Here is a 17552-nt window from a genome sequence, read left to right as displayed (position 1 = left end):
ACAGGATTTAAGTCGATTATTACTGCCAGACTTTTACGCCATTTTTTTCAATCATTTCTTTGGTAATAGGAAAAGTTGGTACTAAGATTTCTTTAGAAACAGGTTCTCCTGCTAAAACTTTTTTACCGACTTTATAGGTTTCTTTAGCTAATTGAATTGGTGCTTGGGCTACAGTTAAAGTTAAATCACCATCACTAAAAGCCTTTTTGCCATCAGGTGAACCATCAACTGTATAAATTTTGATATTTTTTAGTTTATTTGAAGCTTTTAATGCAACCACCACACCTAAAGCAGAAGGATCATTTACAGCAAAAAAAGCCTGTAGATCTGGATGAGCTTGAATAATATCTTCAGCAATTGGCATAGTCACTTCTAAAGCACATTTTCCGTTTTGTTGAGATACCACATTAAATTTACTTTTATTTTCACCTAACCCAGCATAAAAACCATCTGCTCTTAACACGCTGGCTCGATTGAATGGGCAATCAATGACTGCTATTTTTGCACCATTAGGAAAATCTTTAGCCATTTGTTCACCATTGATTTTACCTGCTAGAAAATTATCTGATGCGACAGTACTTACAATTAAATCATCATCACTAATTGGATTATCAATAACTACAACAGGAATTTGTTTTTGTTTAGCTGCAAGCAAACCTTGCCTAATACCTTCAGAATCGACAGCAATTAAATAAATGATGTCTACATTTTGATTAATCGCATCTTCCATCATAGATATTTGCTTAGCTTGGTCATATTGAGGATCAATAAGAATATATTGATCCCCATTCTGTTTAGCTATTTCAGAAAATGTATCTGAGATGGCGGTAAAAAATGAATTGTTTAATGTTGAAGTGATAAAAGCAAACTTGATAGGTTTCTTATCATCAGCATTTACAAGTTGAAAACAACTTGTAAAAAATATAGCTGTAATTGTTAAGCATATTGTTATGAGTTTTTTCATAAAGCCACCTCAGGTAGTCAATTGTTTTATAGAAATAATTTAATAATTAAATTAAAACATCAAAATTATGATTAAGTATTTTGAGCAAATTTAGTCTAATTATCTGAGGTAATCTAAACAATATTAATCTATATTTTTTATGATTTATGATATCAAGGTCACTTTTTTTATAAACTTGTAAAATTTAATTTATCAAGTTTAACGGATATGTCATACTGCATACATTATTGAAATTTTAGCAGGTAAAACCATGGTAAATAAAAGTGACCAGATATATAAAGAAATATTATTACAAATCAAAAGTGGAGTTTTAGATTCCAATAGTGCTTTACCCTCTTCATCCGATTTAAGTCAGGCATATAAAACCTCTCGACCAACAATAAGTAAAGTATTTTCGAAACTAAAAAATGAAGGTTATATTGAGGGTAAACAAGGAGGAAAGTTTTATGTCAGACAACCTAAAAATGAACAAGTGACAAAATATATTTTTGGCATTTTAGCTCCACGACTTGAGCAAGACGAAAGCAGAATGATTCTTGATAGTTTATATTCTGAAATAGCTAGTTTAGCAAATCATTATCAATTTTCATTATTATGGGCTGGTATGCTAACTAAAAGTCAGGATATACAATCTATCTTGGATGATGTAGAAAAAGTTATTATTAATTATACAAAAAATAACATCAACGGTATCTTTTTTACACCTTTAGAATTTCACCCATATGCCAACATTATTAACCACAAAATAATGGATTGCTTAAATCAATATAAAATTCCTTGCATATTGTTAGAACGTGATTATTGTTTATTTCCTACTCGAGGCATGGCTGATTTAGTCAGTATTGATAATATTGCGGCTGGTTATATTGTAACTCAACATTTTCTCAAACAAAATAATAAACGGATTGCTTTCGTTTCAAAGAGTGATTCAGCTAATACAATAGCATTGAGAATTATTGGTTATAAACAAGCGCTATTTGATGCAGGAATTACCAATAATTGGATAATTCAGATTCCACAAGTAGATGAAAAAGTCATAAATCATTTGTCAAAATTAAATATTAAACACGTTGTTTGTGGAAACGACTTTACAGCAATGCAATTAATTTCGTTAAATCAGAGAATCAATCCTAAACAAAAATTATTTACGATTAGCTTTGATGATGCCGATTATGCATGTCACCTTTCAACACCCCTTTCGACATATAAGCAACCTTTGGCTAGTATTGCCCTAACTGCGGTTGAAACTTTAATTCAACGAGTTTGTAACCCAACATTACCAATTCGAACTATTTATGTTAATGGAGAGTTAGTCATTCGAGCGTCAAGTGGGACTTGATTTGGTTTTTGCTAATATTAAACAGAGATACAAATGAAATATAATAATAATTACATTTAGTTAAATGTGACGTTGTCACTAAATTGAGCGAGATAATAACCTGTGTTTAATAAGAAATTTAATTAAAATGTTTAAATTTTAAATTTTCAAAAATAATTCCCTACTTTTAAAAGGTTTTGAACCAACATAAGGTTTTAAAGCCATTCGAGTAAAGCGTTTAGCTGCTTTTAGTGTATCAGGAGTGCTAAAATCACGATTTCCCAAAGCCAATACTTGTTCACCTGTGAAACTGGTACTATTTCTTAATAAACTACTGATAAATCCCTTTTCAGATTGATATTGATAATACATTGATTCAACAATATCATCACCTGTCGCGCTACAATGAAAAAAATCAACGTAATACCCCATATTTTCTAATAATGACAGTTCAAAAGTACGCAGAACATTCTCAGCCGGAGCTTGTTGTGCCAGTTGTTGTAAACTTTTTAAATAATCATCAAAAAGTGTTGGCATCTCAGTATCTGCAATTAATACCCGATGTAATAACTCATTTAAATAAAAAGCACTATATAGTGAAACCGAAACTAATGGTAAAGTGAGTGACATTGCTTCAACTTGACGTAATATTTTTATATTGCTTTTACCAGAATATTGTACTATTAAGGGGGTAAAAGGTTGCAATAGCCCTTTCAAAGAAGAATTTTTTCGTCGAGCTCCCTTAGCTAAAACGGTTATTTTGCCACCATTTTCAATGAATAGATCAACTAATAAGCTGCTTTCAGTTTGAGTACGTGTGTGCAAAACAAATGCTCTTTGCCAATTTTCCATGCAAAACCTTTAATTAGATTGTTGTTTTTTTGTTTAATAATAGTGTGTGAACAAAATTTAAGTAATTTTTTGAAATTTAACCTGAAATTAAGTTAAAAATCCGATATAATCAAATAATACAATAGGATTATAGGATAAATAAAAGACAAGCTATGGAACTTTTTTCAATAATTTTACTTCTCGTATTAATTGTATCACTTTCTGGTGTCGTTGTTAAAATGTTACCAATTCAAATACCATTACCGTTAATGCAAATATTATTAGGTTGCATTCTGGCTGCATTTGGTGTTTATGTAAAATTCGATCCAGAATTATTTCTTGTTTTATTTATTCCACCTTTACTATTTGCTGATGGACGAAAAACATCAGTAAAAGACTTCGTATATAATTTCAGAGAAATTGTTGGATTAGCGCTTGTATTGGTGGTTATTTCAATTATCGCTTTAGGTTACATTCTTCACTGGATGTTACCAAATGTCCAATTGGCAGCAGCTTTAGCTCTTGCAGCCGTTTTATCACCTACCGATGCCGTTGCCTTGAGTGGAATCGTTGGTAAAGGTCGTATAGAAAAAGAAAAGATGGAAATTATTGAAGGTGAAGCATTGATGAATGATGCTTCTGGTCTAGTTTCGTTAAAGTTTGCAATCGCAATTGCGACAGGACTGCTTGAATTTGATTTGTTGCAAATTAGTATATCTTTCTTTGTCGTTGCTGTCGGTGGTTTAGCTGTTGGGGTTTTATTTACTTGGTTATATGCTAAGGTTTTACGTAAAATAAACCAACTTACTAATAATGACCCAGCAATTCAAATCGTATTATTATTCTTACTTCCATTTGCCGCTTATATTATTGCTGAAGAATGCCATTGTTCTGGTATTTTAGCGGCTGTAAGTGCAGGTATGACCGTCAATCATTCAGGTATGATGCGTAATGCACCTTTGACAACACGTTTACAATCAGATAGTGCATGGTCAATGTTAACTTTTGTCTTCAACGGATTTGTTTTTGTTCTTTTGGGTATTCAGTTACCTAGTATTTTAAATAATACTTTCGCTGAAAATCAAACAGATGCATCAATTGAGCTATGGCAATTATGCTTGATTGTTTTATTTGTTTTTATCGTATTAATGGGAACAAGATTTGCTTGGCTATGGGCTATGAAACACATGCCAACCATGCCTTTTGGAACAAAACGACCTCTAGCATTTAGGGCATATACAAATCGTGATTTATTAATTTCAACTTTTGCAGGTGTCCGTGGAGCAATAACATTAGCGGGTGTATTATCTATTCCAATGACTATTGCAGGTCGGTATCAACTTGTCTTTATTGCTACAGGAATTATCTTAATTTCATTGATTGTTGCAGTAGTTATATTACCTATTTTATTACGAGGTAGTGTAATTTTAGATAATTCAAAACAAGACAATGAAATTTTAACAGTGAAAGGCCAAATGGCAGAAGAAGCTATTATTAGCCTAGAAAAAATGCAGAACAACTTACTACAAGAAACTTCTGAAGCAGGTTTGGATCAAGAAATAATTCACGAAGTTGGCTCGCGTGTTATCGGTTCATTAAGACGTAGGACAGGTCTCAAAGATTTAGAACAAAAAGCACTTGAAGCTGAGAACCTAGAAAGACGTATGCGTTTAGTTGCAATTGGTGCAGAACGTACCGCACTATTACAAATGAAAATTCGTAATGAAGTAAGTGAAGAGACTTTTGAACATCTAAACACTGATTTAGATATTTATGAGAAAATGATCTCTGGAGATGTGTAAATGATAGAAAGCCAGCATAATTTATTAGGAAAAATACATTCAACATTTGTTGATAAAGCGCCTCAAGTATTGGGAATTACTTTACGCTGTATTCCTTTTAATTTAAAAAAACAAGTTATTGAACAATTGTTACAATTACAATTTAAACATTCACTTGAAGATGGTGATCTTGATTTTTTAGAAAATCGCTGGCTTAAAATTGAAGTTACAGATCTACAATTAATATGGTTTGTTAGCCTAATAGAAAATAAATTAGTTGTCAGTCGTGAAGAAATTGCTGATGTAAGTTTCATTGGCAATGCTAATGATCTGATAATGATTGCAACTAGAAGACAAGACCCTGATACACTCTTTTTTCAACGACGATTAATTGTTGAAGGAGATACTGAGCTCGGTCTATATGTTAAAAACTTAATGGATTCAATTGAATTAGAAACTATGCCTAAACCTCTCAGAATAACTCTTGAAAAGTTGGCTGATTTAATTGAGAGTGCCCCAAAAGAGTAAAAATTGTCTATTATTCATAATTAAATAATAAGGGAATGATATTAATTCATTCCCTTTTTTTATTTTTACTTAAATTAAATATTCGTTTTTAAATTAGATATTACTATTTGTTTATTCACATCCTGATAATCACTTACATATTGTTATCTATTTCATTATTAGAATGATCTTTTGGATAATAATTTTTTTAGAAAATTTGATAATTAATTCTTAATGTTAATTTTAATGAAATATTGAGATATAAATCACAATAAACAAAGTATTTATTTTCGATTTTAACCTAGTAAAGCTAAATTAGAGGGATAAATAGTGAATATAGGTAAAAAAGTCATGGTCAACTTTAAGAAAAAACTATGCATTGTCATTTTATTAATAATTCCTTCTTTAGGGTATTGTCTCGATTTTAATAATAAAAATGAAGCAAATTACATTATTAATAACTTCAAATTTAATGATGGGAGTACAATGTCAAATCTATCAATACACTATATTACTCTTGGCAACCCGAAAAATAAGCCCATATTAGTATTACACGGAACTACTGGTAATGGAGCGTCAATGTTAAATGGTAGTTTTGGCCATGCTTTGTTTGACAAAGGAATGCCACTAGATGCAGAAAAATACTTTATTATCCTTCCTGATGCTATTGGTACAGGTCAATCTTCAAAACCGTCAGATGGTATGAAAAGTGACTTTCCACATTATGATTATACCGATATGGTTAATGCTCAATACCAATTAGTGAAAAATGGATTAGGCATCGATCATTTAGAGTTAATTATAGGTAATTCCATGGGAGGGATGAATACTTGGAATTGGGTTACAATGTATCCAGATTTTATGACTGCTGCAGTACCAATGGCTGCGACCCCTGCCCCTATGTCAAGCCGAAATTGGATAATGAGAAAAATGGTTATTAATGCTATTAAAGACGATCCTGATTGGAAAAATGGATTCTATGACAAACAACCAGAAAAATTCCAAACCGTTTATAATTATTATAATATAGCAACCAATGGAGGTGATATTGCTTGGCAAAACAAAGCGTATAGTACTGCAAAAACAGAAGAATTATTAGCTAGCACATTAAAAGAGCGCATTACAATGGATACTAATGATTTTTTATTTCAATGGGATGCCGCAAGAAACTTTGATCCAACTAAAGACTTGATTAAAATAAAAGCTCATATTTTAGCAATAAATTCAGAAGATGATGAAAGAAACCCACCTACTACTGGTTTGATGGAAAAAGCGATAAAAAACATTCCTCATGTTAAATATGTATTAATACCAGCAAGTATCAAAACCAGTGGGCATAGTACCACAATGACCGCCAATTTATGGAAACATCATTTAACTTCGTTTTTAAAAGAGATAGAGGACAACAAATAGTCTAATTTTTAAATAAAAGTGAATGATTTATAATTGATCACTATTATAGATAATATTATTTATAACAGTATTATACTTTTAATTTAAAGTTACAACGTCACAAAAAATCTTTATTTGATTAATGCCAAATGACTAATTTAAATAAAAGTTATATCATTTAATGTATATGAACTAGAAAACCATGATTTAAAGATTTAGTTAATTAGTAGTGCATTTAAAAGTTAAAATAAATCTCATGTTAAGATTATAAAATTTGCTCAAACAACATGTATATCCTGCTTATTAATTATATCTAATATCATAAAGTTGACCTTTTGATATCATAACGTATTGGGCTTTAAACTCGACATAAAGATCATAATTGCTTTTTGCTATCACAAAAATGGAAATAGCCCAACCATAACTAGGTCTATCGCAATATAAAAAGTAAGTTTAAAAATCAGATGTTACCATTTTGAGAACTTTACTAAACTCAGATATTTGTATGATTTTTAAATATATTGCATCGTTAGTTATTACAATTAATGATAAATATCATTCGTGGATTAAAATTAAATATCAAGCATTTCATCTATACCGAAATTAAAAGGCAATACTCCCTTTTTATGATATCCTTACACTTAAACCATCACGTAGTAATTTCTGGAAAACTAGGTTAAGATTTAGTTTAGTAGTACTATTTGTTTTGAATCGTTAGGCATCATTTTAATTTTCTACATTTGTACACAATTAAAAGCATAGCTATATATTTTGTATGTTCATAATCGCAAATAAATAAATGAACAATAAAACAGTTAAAAATCAAGAGATAAAATAATAATTAAGAGCCCAAAAGAATAATGAAAAACGACTTAAATCAGCCAACTTTTTACTTTCATGATTATGAAACTTTTGGTATAAACCCAGCTTTAGATCGCCCAGCACAGTTTGCAGGCGTTCGAACTGACGGTGATTTTAACATCATTGAAGATCCTTTAGTTATTTATTGTCAAATTGCTCAAGATTATTTACCAAATCCTGAGGCTGTACTTATTACTGGCATTACTCCTCAGAAAGCCAACCAAAACGGCATTTGTGAAGCTGAATTTACTAAACAAATCTATCAAGCTTTTAGTGAACCTAACACATGTATTTTAGGATATAACAATATCCGATTTGATGATGAAGTCACTCGTAATATTTTATATCGTAACTTTTATGATCCCTATTCCTATAGTTGGCAGAACGGTAATTCTAGATGGGATCTTCTTGATGTTGTTAGAGCTTGTTATGCATTAAGACCAGATGGTATCAATTGGCCCATCAATGATAATGGTCTTCCTAGTTTTCGTTTGGAGCATCTGACTCAAGCAAATAATATTAAGCATGAACATGCTCACGATGCTATGTCCGATGTTTATGCAACTATTGCTATGGCTAAACTAATAAAAGAAAAACAACCCAAATTATTTAATTATTTTTTCTTATTACGTAATAAAAACAAAGTTGCTGAACTTATTGATGTTGTCAATATGACACCTATCGTTCATGTATCGGGCATGCTAGGTAGTCATCGAGGTAATCTATCAGTGGTTGCTCCAATAATTTGGCATCCAATACAAAATAATGCAGCTGTTATATGTGATTTAGCGGGTGATATTGACCTCCTTATTGATTTGTCCGTTGAACAAATCAAAGAGAAACTGTATACAAAAACAGAAGATCTAGAGTTAGGAGAATCGCGAATTCCTTTAAAATTAATTCATACCAATAAATGCCCTATAGTTGCTCCATTAAAAACCTTGTTACCTGAAAATGCAAAACGATTTGAGCTTGATATAGAGCAATGTTTAATTAAACTACAAAAACTACAAGAAAATCAAAATTTGCTGCAAAATAAGATGCAAGAATTGTTTAATATTGATAATAATTATCCAATTAATTCAGATGTTGATGCTCAAATTTACCAAGGTTTTTTGAATAATCAAGATAAATTGCGCTGTGAAACGATTCGAACAACACCCACTCAACTATTAGATAGCCTATCTTTAACATTTGATGATCCTCGTTTAGCTACCCTATTTTTTAGATATAAAGCTCGAAACTATCCTCAAGCATTAACGGAACGAGAGCAGGCTGTTTGGTTCAATCATTGTCGAGATAAACTTAATATACCCAAAATACAAGATTATTTATTGAATCTAGAACTATTAGCTGAAACGTATATTCAACAACCTGAAAAATTAACAATAATTAAACAACTTTATAACTATTGTCATTATTTAGTTGGATAATTGAATTTGACGGGCGTATGATAGGATCAAATTTATTTATATCATTGAAGCCGCAGATATAAATAATCATCATAAAGTTTAATATATTTAATAATATAGTATTATGAAACATTTTTTAGCCAAACATGCAACGATAAAACATCGACTCTATTCTTTATATTATACGCTGTTCAGCTATGGTCGAGGATTGATTATTTTAACTCTCTGTTTATGGGTGGGAAATATAATCTCAAAAATAATACCGATAATGATTCCTGGCAGTATTATTGGTTTGTTACTTCTATTTTTCTTACTTGCTTTCCAGCTTATCCCAACTTGTTGGATCAAAAATAGCTGTAATCTATTCATGCGTTATATGACGGTTCTTTTTATTCCTGCGGCTATGGGCATAATGGATAACTATTCACTTTTATTAGAAAATTGGATCCCTATTATCTTTAGTAGTGTAGGTGGATCGCTCATTGTGTTAATTTTTACCGCTTATCTAACCGAAAATTTCCAAAAAACAATGCTCCAAAAAAGAACAATTTTATCAAAAAATCAGGAGAAGCAGCCATGATATGGATGCTACCACTCACACTTTGTGTGTTTCTCATTATTCGTAAAATTTCATTTAAATTAAATAGTCCTTTATTTAATCCATTAGTCATATCGGTTATTGTTTTAATTCCAATTTTATTAATAACTAAAACCAGTTATGCACAATATGTAGCAAATGTACAAATTATTAATGATTTATTGCCTTATTCGGTTGTAGCCCTTGCCTATCCTTTATACGAACTTATTCCTCAAATTAAAGCACGTTGGAAATCAATCATATTTATTACCTTTACTGCTTCGATTGCATCAATGATAACTGGCGTTTGCATAGCTTTTTGGTTGGGTGGCAATAATGCCATTGCAGCATCTGTTTTACCTAAATCAGTTACTACCGCTATTGCGGTAACCATTGCTGCCGATCAAGGTGGTGTGCCTTCTATAGCTGCATTATGTGTAATATTAGTCGGCACATTAGGTGGAATTTTTGGGCATCAAATATTAAATCTTGTTAAAATAAAATCGGCTTCGGCTAGAGGACTTTCTATTGGAGCTGTTTCACATGCGGTTGGAACTGCCCGTTGCATTGAGGTTGATTATAACGAAGGAGCTTACAGTTCCTTGTCGCTTGTTTTATGTGGTATTATGACATCATTGACAGCACCTTTTTTATTTCCAATAATGGTATTTATTTTTGATTGGTTTTAGCATGAATTTAAAAAAGCTTATAGCTTGTTTCATTGGTTTGTGCTTGATTACAATATCGGCGATTCTTATTCTTGACTATTGGATCAGCTATAAAACAGCACCTTATATCTATCACGATGAGAACAATCTTCCATATCGTGCAGTTGGTGTAGTACTTGGCACATCCAAATATGTTCGAGGTGGCGGATTAAATGGTTTTTATCGAAACCGTATTGATGGAGCAATCGATCTTTATTGGCGAGGTAAAGTCGATTATCTTTTACTGAGCGGAGATAATGCTCTATTAAGCTATAATGAACCAATCACTATGCAAAAAGATTTAATCAAGGCTGGCATTCCTAGAAAAGCGATAGTTCTTGACTACGCAGGTTTCAGAACGTTAGATTCAATTGTTCGCGCTAATAAAGTTTTTGATGCGAATGATTTCACAATTATCACTCAAGAGTTTCATTGCGAACGTGCAATTTTTATAGCTATTGCACAAGGAATCCAAGCACAATGCTTTGCTGTGCCATCGCCTAAAAGTATGAAATTAGTGCGTATCCGTGAAATGTTCGCGCGTGTTAGTGCCTTTATTGACCTTTATATCCTTACTAAAGAACCAAAATATCTTGGTCCTGTCATTCCAATCATATCTAATAATGAGTGATTTTTTGTAAAAAAGTTTCAGGTTATGGGTACGTTTCAGTAAAAAAATAGGCAGAAAGCTATTGTCTAATAAATTAGATTGCATTTTTATGCAAAAAAAAGTAATATTTAGTCAATTTAAATTTAAGAAAACGAAGAATGAATATTGAACTAAACCATATTAATTGCTTTTATGGTTCTCATCAGGCATTAAATGATGTTTCATTATGCTATCCACTTGGTGAAACGATTGTTTTACTTGGTCAAAGTGGTGCAGGAAAGAGCTCTTTATTAAAAGTATTTAATTTACTTGAAATTCCAACGTCTGGGGAAATGACGATTGCTGACTCACATTTTGATTTTTCAAAAAAAATCAGTGAATCAACAATTCGACTGCTTCGAAAAAATGTTGGTATGGTTTTTCAAAATTATAATTTATGGCCACATTTAACTGTACTTGAAAATCTAATTGAAGCACCTTGTCAAGTATTAAAAATGTCTAAAAAAGAAGCCAGTGACAAAGCAATGTCCATCTTAAAACGTTTGCGGATAGACGATATGGCACACCGTTACCCTCTTCACCTTTCAGGAGGACAACAACAACGTGTGGCTATAGCAAGAGCATTAATGATGGAACCTCAAATTTTATTATTTGATGAGCCAACAGCGGCTTTAGATCCAGCTATAACATCGCAAATAGCAGAGATCATTAATGAATTATCACAAACAGGGATTACACAAATTATTGTCACACATGAAGTTGATTTTGCTCGTAAAGTTGCTTCGCAAGTGATTTATATGGAACACGGTAAAATTATTGAACAAGGGCAATTAGAATGCTTTGCTCATCCTAAAACCAAAGAATTTAAAGCTTATTTATCACATTAAATAATATAATTGGGTGAAAATATGAAGAAAACATTATTAGCTGTTTTATTAGCGGGAACAGCATTTATTGCGCAAGCAGCAGAAAACCTTATCATCGGTACAGAAGCAACTTATGCGCCTTTTGAATTTACTAATGATAAAAATGAAATTGTCGGTTTTGATATTGATATGATTAATAAAATTTGTGACGAAATGAAAGTTTCTTGCAAAATTGTTAATCAATCATTTGATGGTTTAATTCCCAGCTTAAAAACTCGTCGAATTGATGCTGCAATTGCAGGTATAGATGTAACAGCTGAAAGACAAAAACAAGTTGATTTTACAAAAATTTATTATGATGATAGTTCAATTCAATTCATCACATTAAAAGACTCCCTAACAAGTTTAGATCAACTTAAAGGAAAACGTGTCGGTATTCAAAAAGGTACGACTTATTTAAAATATTTGAATGAAAAATTCCCGGATGTGAAACCGGTTAGTTACGATAGCTATCAATTTGCATTTCTTGATTTAAAAGCTAAACGTATTGATGCTATTGTTTCGAGTTCATTCGTAGCTGGTGACTGGTTAGGTAAAGATGCCGAAATCGTACCATTAGGTGATAAAATCACTGATCATGAATTTTTTGGTGAAGGTCTAGGTATTGCTTTACGTAAAGGTAATGATGAGCTTCGTGAAAAATTTAACCAAGCAATCGATAAGCTAAAAGCAAATGGAGAATTAGACGCTATTTATAAAAAATGGTTTAATAACTAGTCGTTAAAATTTAATTCCTAACTTGATTTATGATCTCGCCGCATACATTGCGGCGAGTTTATTTTTTTAATTTAAATACGGTTTTTTTATGTCAGACTTTCTATCCAACGGAACAAACTGGATTCTATCTTCGATGGACGGATATATCTTGCCATTAGCGCAAGCAACGTCAATCACATTATCATTAGCTTTTGTATCATTAATTGTAGGCATGATATTTGCTTTTATTTTTACACTGTTAGAATCTGCACCTTTCAAACCCGTTGCATGGTTAATGTCCTTATTTAATTTGACTATCCGCGCCCTACCCGAATTATTAATTGTGGTAGCAATTTATACTGGACTACCTTTGTTATTGATGTCATTAGATGATGGAATAGCAATTTCGCTTGGATTTACCTCATTTACATTGCAAATCGACATAGCAAACACAAAACCCGATCCATTTTTATGTGGTGTAACTGCCCTTTCATTACTTTATGCGGTTTATGCATCTCAAACATTACGTGGTGCTTTTAAAGCAATTTCAAACGGTCAAAAGCAAGCTGCACAAGTACTTGGATTAAGCAAATCACGAACGTTTTTTCGAATTATCATGCCACAAATGTGGCGTCATGCCTTACCTGGATTGAGTAATCAATGGCTAATACTATTAAAAGATACCGCGTTAGTTTCGGCAATCGCTATTGATGATTTGATGATGCAAACAAAAACCATAATTGCTCGAACTAATCAACCTTTTCTATGGTATTTCATTGCGATGCTTATTTATTTAATTATCTCTATTTTAAGTCAAAAGGTGATTACACGAATCGAAAAGCGTTCAACCTATTTTGAACAACCAAAATCAGCCAATAGTTTGTAAGGTCACGTTATGTTTGATAATTTTATTTACTATCTTAAAGTCATTTTACAAGGACTTCCTGATACCTTAAGTTTAGGCATTTTAGGCATTATTTCAGCAGGCCTATTGGCTGTTGTTTTATCTTGCTTATTATCGCTAAATTCTTGTTTGATAACTAAAATTATACGCACTTATATTATTATATTTACCGGTTCACCGCTATTAGTTCAGCTATTTTTAATCTACTATGGGCCATCACAATTTGGCGATGTTTTAAATAAAGTACCGACATTTTATGAGATTATCTCTTCACCTTGGTTCTGTGCTTATCTTGCATTAACACTTAATAGTGCAGCCTATACTACGCAAATATTTTATGGCGCTTTAAAATCCGTACCACAAGGTCAATGGCAAGCGTGTGAGGCTTTAGGTATGAATAAAAGACAAACATTAAAAATTGTCATGCCATATGCAATAAAACGAGCACTTTCGACTTATTCTAATGAAGTGGTGTTTGTAGTAAAAGGTACCGCTTTAGCTTCAATGATTCCTGTTATGGATATTATGGGATATAGTAATCAATTAAATGGAGATTATTACGATTTTTCAATTTTTGTGGTTGCTGGGCTAGTCTACCTCTTGATAAATGGGCTTTTAAGCACCATTATGAGGTTAATAGAGAAAAAAGCCCTCACTTTTGAAAACTAATATGAGCCAATTCGATTCAGCATCATTTTTAAAAACAGTCCCACATAAACCAGGTATTTATCAAATGTTCAATGATAAACAGACCATTATTTATGTGGGAAAAGCCAAAGATCTCAATAACCGATTAAAAAGCTATTTTAACAGTAGTAAAAAAACACTTAAAACAGATAGGCTAGTCAGCCATATTCATCATATTGAATTTACGATTACCAATACCGAAACCGAAGCTTTACTACTTGAACAGACTTACATCAAAAAATATCAGCCTCGTTATAATGTATTATTAAAAGATGATAAGAGCTATCCATTTATAAAGCTTAGTAAAGAACGTCATCCACAATTATCACTTTATCGTGGCGCAATTAATCGAAAAAAAGATGAGTTTTTTGGTCCTTATCCAAGTGGATATGCAGTTAAACAGATTTTAGCCCTACTACAAAAAACCTTTCCGATTAGACAATGTTTGGATAGTACTTATCGCAATCGTACTCGTCCATGTTTGCAATACCAAATTAAACGTTGTTTAGGTCCATGCGTACCTGGATTAGTTAGCGATGAAGATTATAATGAGCAAGTTAATTATGTTAGATTATTTTTATCTGGACGATCAGAACAGATTATCCAAAAAATAACTGAAGATATGCATAAAGCAAGTAGCGAGCTTAACTTTGAAAAAGCCGCAGCATTACGTGATCAGTTACAAGCCATAAAACATATTAATGAAAAACAAGCTATATATAATAATAATGATAATCTTGATGTCATTGGATTCCATTATGAGTCGGGCTTAGCTTGTATTTATGTTTTGTTTATCCGCAATGGGCAAACTTTTGGTCACCGCTCCTACTTTCCTAAAGTGCCATCAAACACTGAGCTCGAAGAAGTTATTGAAACCTTTTTAGGTCAATTTTATCTGCAAGGTAATCAAAATAGAAATATTCCTCAAAAGATTTTATTAAATTTTTCATTATCAGATAAACAAGCAATGGAAGAAACTTTATCTATCATTGCAGAACATCAAGTTAAATTAGTTGATGAACCTAAAGGCGATAATCTAAAATTACTTAATATTGCTACTGTTAATGCACAAACAGCAGTCAAAAATAAGTTATTAGAAAATTCAACCATAAAACAACGCTATGATGCGCTTAAGGCATTTTTAGGGATTGATAAAATCAATCGTATGGAATGCTTTGATATCAGTCATTTTATGGGTAAAAATACAATAGCGTCTTGTGTGGTATTTGATGAAAATGGTCCTGTCAAATCTGAATTTCGTCGCTATAATATAACGGACATAACTCCAGGTGATGATTATGCTGCGATGGATCAAGTATTAAGACGTCGTTACAATAAAAAAGATCTACCTGATGAAAAAGTTCCTGATATTATCTTCATTGATGGTGGTAAAGGGCAACTTAACCAAGCATTACAAGTATTTGAACAATTAGATGTAAATTGGAATAAAAATCATCCAATTTTAATCGGTGTGGCAAAAGGTGCAGAAAGAAAAGAAGGTCTAGAAACATTATTTTTTGAAGCACATGGGACAGGTCATTATCTTGATGATCGCTCCCCTGCTCTATTGCTTATTCAACAAATACGTAATGCGTCTCATGATCATGCTATTGTAGGGCAACGTAAAAAAGGGACAAAACAACTTACGGATAGTGCATTAGAACATATTGATGGCGTGGGCGCAAAAAGACGAAAAGCACTTTTAAATCATTTTGGTGGATTAAGAGAGTTAAAAAATGCCAGTATTGATGAAATAGCCCAAGTACAAGGTATTTCTAAACCGTTAGCTGAAAAAATTTATCTAAATTTACAACAATAACGCATTGAAAAAATAACACATTTCAGGCAACATAAGTGTTAAAAGAACACTATTTTTTTATTATCACTAATACTTTGATTAATAAGATAAAAAAAAGAGCTTATTTTACATGAAAATCAACCTACCAACATTTTTAACCCTATTTCGAGTTATTCTAATTCCTTTTTTGGTGTTAGCATTTTATCTTCTACCCCACGAATGGTCTGGTTTTTTTTCAGCGTTAATTTTTTTAATCGCAGCAATAACGGATATTTTTGATGGCTATCTTGCTCGACGTTTAGGACAAACTACCAAGTTTGGTGCTTTTTTGGATCCCGTTGCTGATAAAATTATGGTAACAATTGCACTAGTATTAATTACTCAATATTACCAAGCATGGTGGATCTCTGTTCCAGCAATAATAATTGTCTCACGTGAAATTATAATCTCCGCTTTACGTGAATGGATGGCTGAAATTGGCAAACGTAGTAATGTTGCCGTGTCGTCCATTGGCAAAATCAAAACCATTGCCCAAATGACTGCATTAACTTGGTTACTTTGGCGTCCTTGTGACATTGTTATTTATGCAGGCTTAGTCACTTTATTACTTGCTACAATTTTAACCATATTTTCCATGATCCAGTATTTATGGATAGCACATACTGATCTTTTAGAGGAAGAATAATACCTCTTCTTCTAATTTTAAAAGTGTAATTTTATTGTTTAACTTTGACTCAATAAAATTACACAAATCTACTTTAAATCAGCAAAAGAATATCTTTAAGCCATTATCAAGTTAAACATTAAGCAATCAATCGATTTATTTAAAATTTCTATTGACTGAAAAACTAAGATAGGTAAAATGCACAGCATCCAAAGCGAATTACTTTTTGATAATTAGTTTTGAGCCCGGGTGGTGAAATCGGTAGACACAAGGGATTTAAAATCCCTCGGCCTTTTTGGCCGTGCGAGTTCAAGTCTCGCCCCGGGCACCATTTAAAACACTTCTTTTGCGGGAATAGCTCAGTTGGTAGAGCGCAACCTTGCCAAGGTTGAGGTCGCGAGTTCGAACCTCGTTTCCCGCTCCAATTCACAATTTATAGTCTTTTATAATCAAATATTTATTGGCTTTTTCTATTTTAAAATCAGTCAGTAAGCTTTGTTTTGTACTCCATTAAAGAGTACTGAGTTGTATTATAATTCACTCGTAAATGGTACATTGCATTTTTTACTGTTTTTTAGTTCTATCTCCTTATAATTAAAATCTCCTTTTTTCTGTTTTGTTGTTTGGGGAGATTGTCCATGGCTTTATCTGATGCCTTAATGAAACATGATAAACCTAAATCGAAAGCTTATACTCTGAATGATAATGAGGGTTTGGCGTTGTTTGTGTCGCCTTCGGGCGGTAAAACGTGTCATTTTCGTTTTACGTTACAAGGTAAATGGCAACGTATTTCGTTGGAGGTGTATTCAGAAGTTGGCCTTGCATAGGCAAAAGTGATCCTCGCCAAAAAAGTGGACAAAAGTCGCCTCTATGATATAAACAAAAATCATAGGAGACAAATATCATGGTCAAAAAAT

At 32.1% G+C, this 17552-nt stretch carries 16 protein-coding genes, 2 tRNA genes and 1 pseudogene; 17 read left to right on the top strand and 2 right to left on the bottom strand.

Features of this window, described 5'->3' with window-relative positions:
* Positions 1–19: 19 nt before the first annotated feature.
* Entirely contained in the window at positions 20–964 is a 945-nt protein-coding gene (locus H3T96_RS13260) for a sugar ABC transporter substrate-binding protein (RefSeq protein WP_144093301.1), read from the bottom strand.
* Between the two features lie 250 nt (positions 965–1214).
* On the opposite strand from H3T96_RS13260, the gene H3T96_RS13255 reads away from it, so the two are divergent.
* Complete coding sequence (locus H3T96_RS13255) at positions 1215–2303, top strand: GntR family transcriptional regulator (RefSeq protein ID WP_144093299.1); 1089 nt, start codon at positions 1215–1217, stop codon at positions 2301–2303.
* Positions 2304–2441: 138 nt separating this feature from the next.
* On the opposite strand, the gene recO is transcribed toward H3T96_RS13255, so the two are convergent.
* Positions 2442–3134, bottom strand: a complete 693-nt coding sequence (gene recO, locus H3T96_RS13250; RefSeq protein WP_039126754.1) for a DNA repair protein RecO — start codon at positions 3132–3134, stop codon at positions 2442–2444.
* 152 nt (positions 3135–3286) lie between these two features.
* Between recO and H3T96_RS13245 the strand changes: the two genes are divergently transcribed.
* The 16 genes and pseudogenes from H3T96_RS13245 to H3T96_RS13170 all read left to right on the top strand — a co-directional run bounded on the left by H3T96_RS13245 (position 3287) and on the right by H3T96_RS13170 (position 17462).
* Positions 3287–4915: a Na+/H+ antiporter gene (locus H3T96_RS13245; protein WP_039126751.1), complete on the top strand. Its 1629-nt coding sequence runs from the start codon at positions 3287–3289 to the stop codon at positions 4913–4915.
* The gene (locus tag H3T96_RS13240) at positions 4916–5422 is read left to right on the top strand and encodes an SCP2 domain-containing protein (RefSeq protein ID WP_039126747.1); all 507 of its coding nucleotides are present in this window, start codon (positions 4916–4918) and stop codon (positions 5420–5422) included.
* A gap of 330 nt (positions 5423–5752) precedes the next feature.
* On the top strand, positions 5753–6814 hold the full coding sequence (locus H3T96_RS13235; RefSeq protein ID WP_232356467.1) for an alpha/beta fold hydrolase: 1062 nt from the start codon (positions 5753–5755) through the stop codon (positions 6812–6814).
* 839 nt (positions 6815–7653) lie between these two features.
* Positions 7654–9087 carry an exodeoxyribonuclease I gene (gene sbcB, locus H3T96_RS13230; RefSeq protein ID WP_144093295.1) on the top strand — a complete coding sequence of 478 codons (1434 nt, stop codon included), beginning with the start codon at positions 7654–7656 and terminating at the stop codon, positions 9085–9087.
* A gap of 103 nt (positions 9088–9190) precedes the next feature.
* Entirely contained in the window at positions 9191–9646 is a 456-nt protein-coding gene (locus H3T96_RS13225) for a CidA/LrgA family protein (RefSeq protein ID WP_144093293.1), read from the top strand.
* Positions 9643–10332: a CidB/LrgB family autolysis modulator gene (locus H3T96_RS13220; RefSeq protein ID WP_039126739.1), complete on the top strand. Its 690-nt coding sequence runs from the start codon at positions 9643–9645 to the stop codon at positions 10330–10332. The genes H3T96_RS13225 and H3T96_RS13220 overlap by 4 nt, the downstream gene beginning before the upstream one ends.
* 1 nt (position 10333) lies before the next feature.
* A pseudogene (locus H3T96_RS13215) lies at positions 10334–10963 on the top strand (ElyC/SanA/YdcF family protein); the annotation flags it as partial.
* Between the two features lie 155 nt (positions 10964–11118).
* Complete coding sequence (gene artP, locus H3T96_RS13210) at positions 11119–11847, top strand: arginine ABC transporter ATP-binding protein ArtP (RefSeq protein ID WP_065737096.1); 729 nt, start codon at positions 11119–11121, stop codon at positions 11845–11847.
* Positions 11848–11868: 21 nt separating this feature from the next.
* Positions 11869–12603, top strand: a complete 735-nt coding sequence (locus tag H3T96_RS13205; RefSeq protein WP_039126734.1) for a transporter substrate-binding domain-containing protein — start codon at positions 11869–11871, stop codon at positions 12601–12603.
* Positions 12604–12736: 133 nt separating this feature from the next.
* Positions 12737–13468 (top strand): arginine ABC transporter permease ArtQ, encoded by a 732-nt coding sequence (artQ, locus tag H3T96_RS13200; protein ID WP_025315558.1) that lies wholly within the window; start codon positions 12737–12739, stop codon positions 13466–13468.
* A gap of 9 nt (positions 13469–13477) precedes the next feature.
* Entirely contained in the window at positions 13478–14155 is a 678-nt protein-coding gene (gene artM / locus H3T96_RS13195) for an arginine ABC transporter permease ArtM (RefSeq protein WP_144093291.1), read from the top strand.
* A 1-nt stretch (position 14156) separates the two neighbouring features.
* On the top strand, positions 14157–15992 hold the full coding sequence (gene uvrC / locus H3T96_RS13190) for an excinuclease ABC subunit UvrC (protein WP_144093289.1): 1836 nt from the start codon (positions 14157–14159) through the stop codon (positions 15990–15992).
* Positions 15993–16101: 109 nt separating this feature from the next.
* Positions 16102–16656 carry a CDP-diacylglycerol--glycerol-3-phosphate 3-phosphatidyltransferase gene (gene pgsA, locus H3T96_RS13185; RefSeq protein WP_039126723.1) on the top strand — a complete coding sequence of 185 codons (555 nt, stop codon included), beginning with the start codon at positions 16102–16104 and terminating at the stop codon, positions 16654–16656.
* 222 nt (positions 16657–16878) lie between these two features.
* Positions 16879–16966: transfer RNA gene (locus tag H3T96_RS13180), tRNA-Leu, on the top strand.
* A gap of 17 nt (positions 16967–16983) precedes the next feature.
* Positions 16984–17059 (top strand) — tRNA-Gly (locus H3T96_RS13175).
* Positions 17060–17273: 214 nt separating this feature from the next.
* Complete coding sequence (locus H3T96_RS13170) at positions 17274–17462, top strand: Arm DNA-binding domain-containing protein (RefSeq protein WP_144093287.1); 189 nt, start codon at positions 17274–17276, stop codon at positions 17460–17462.
* Positions 17463–17552 lie beyond the last annotated feature (90 nt).

The sequence above is a fragment of the Gilliamella sp. W8136 genome, assembly GCF_016101285.1.
Classification (GTDB): Bacteria; Pseudomonadota; Gammaproteobacteria; order Enterobacterales; family Orbaceae; genus Gilliamella; species Gilliamella apicola_N.
The sequence above is the reverse complement of the archived record's forward strand: the minus strand, read 5'-3'. Positions and strand labels throughout refer to the sequence as shown.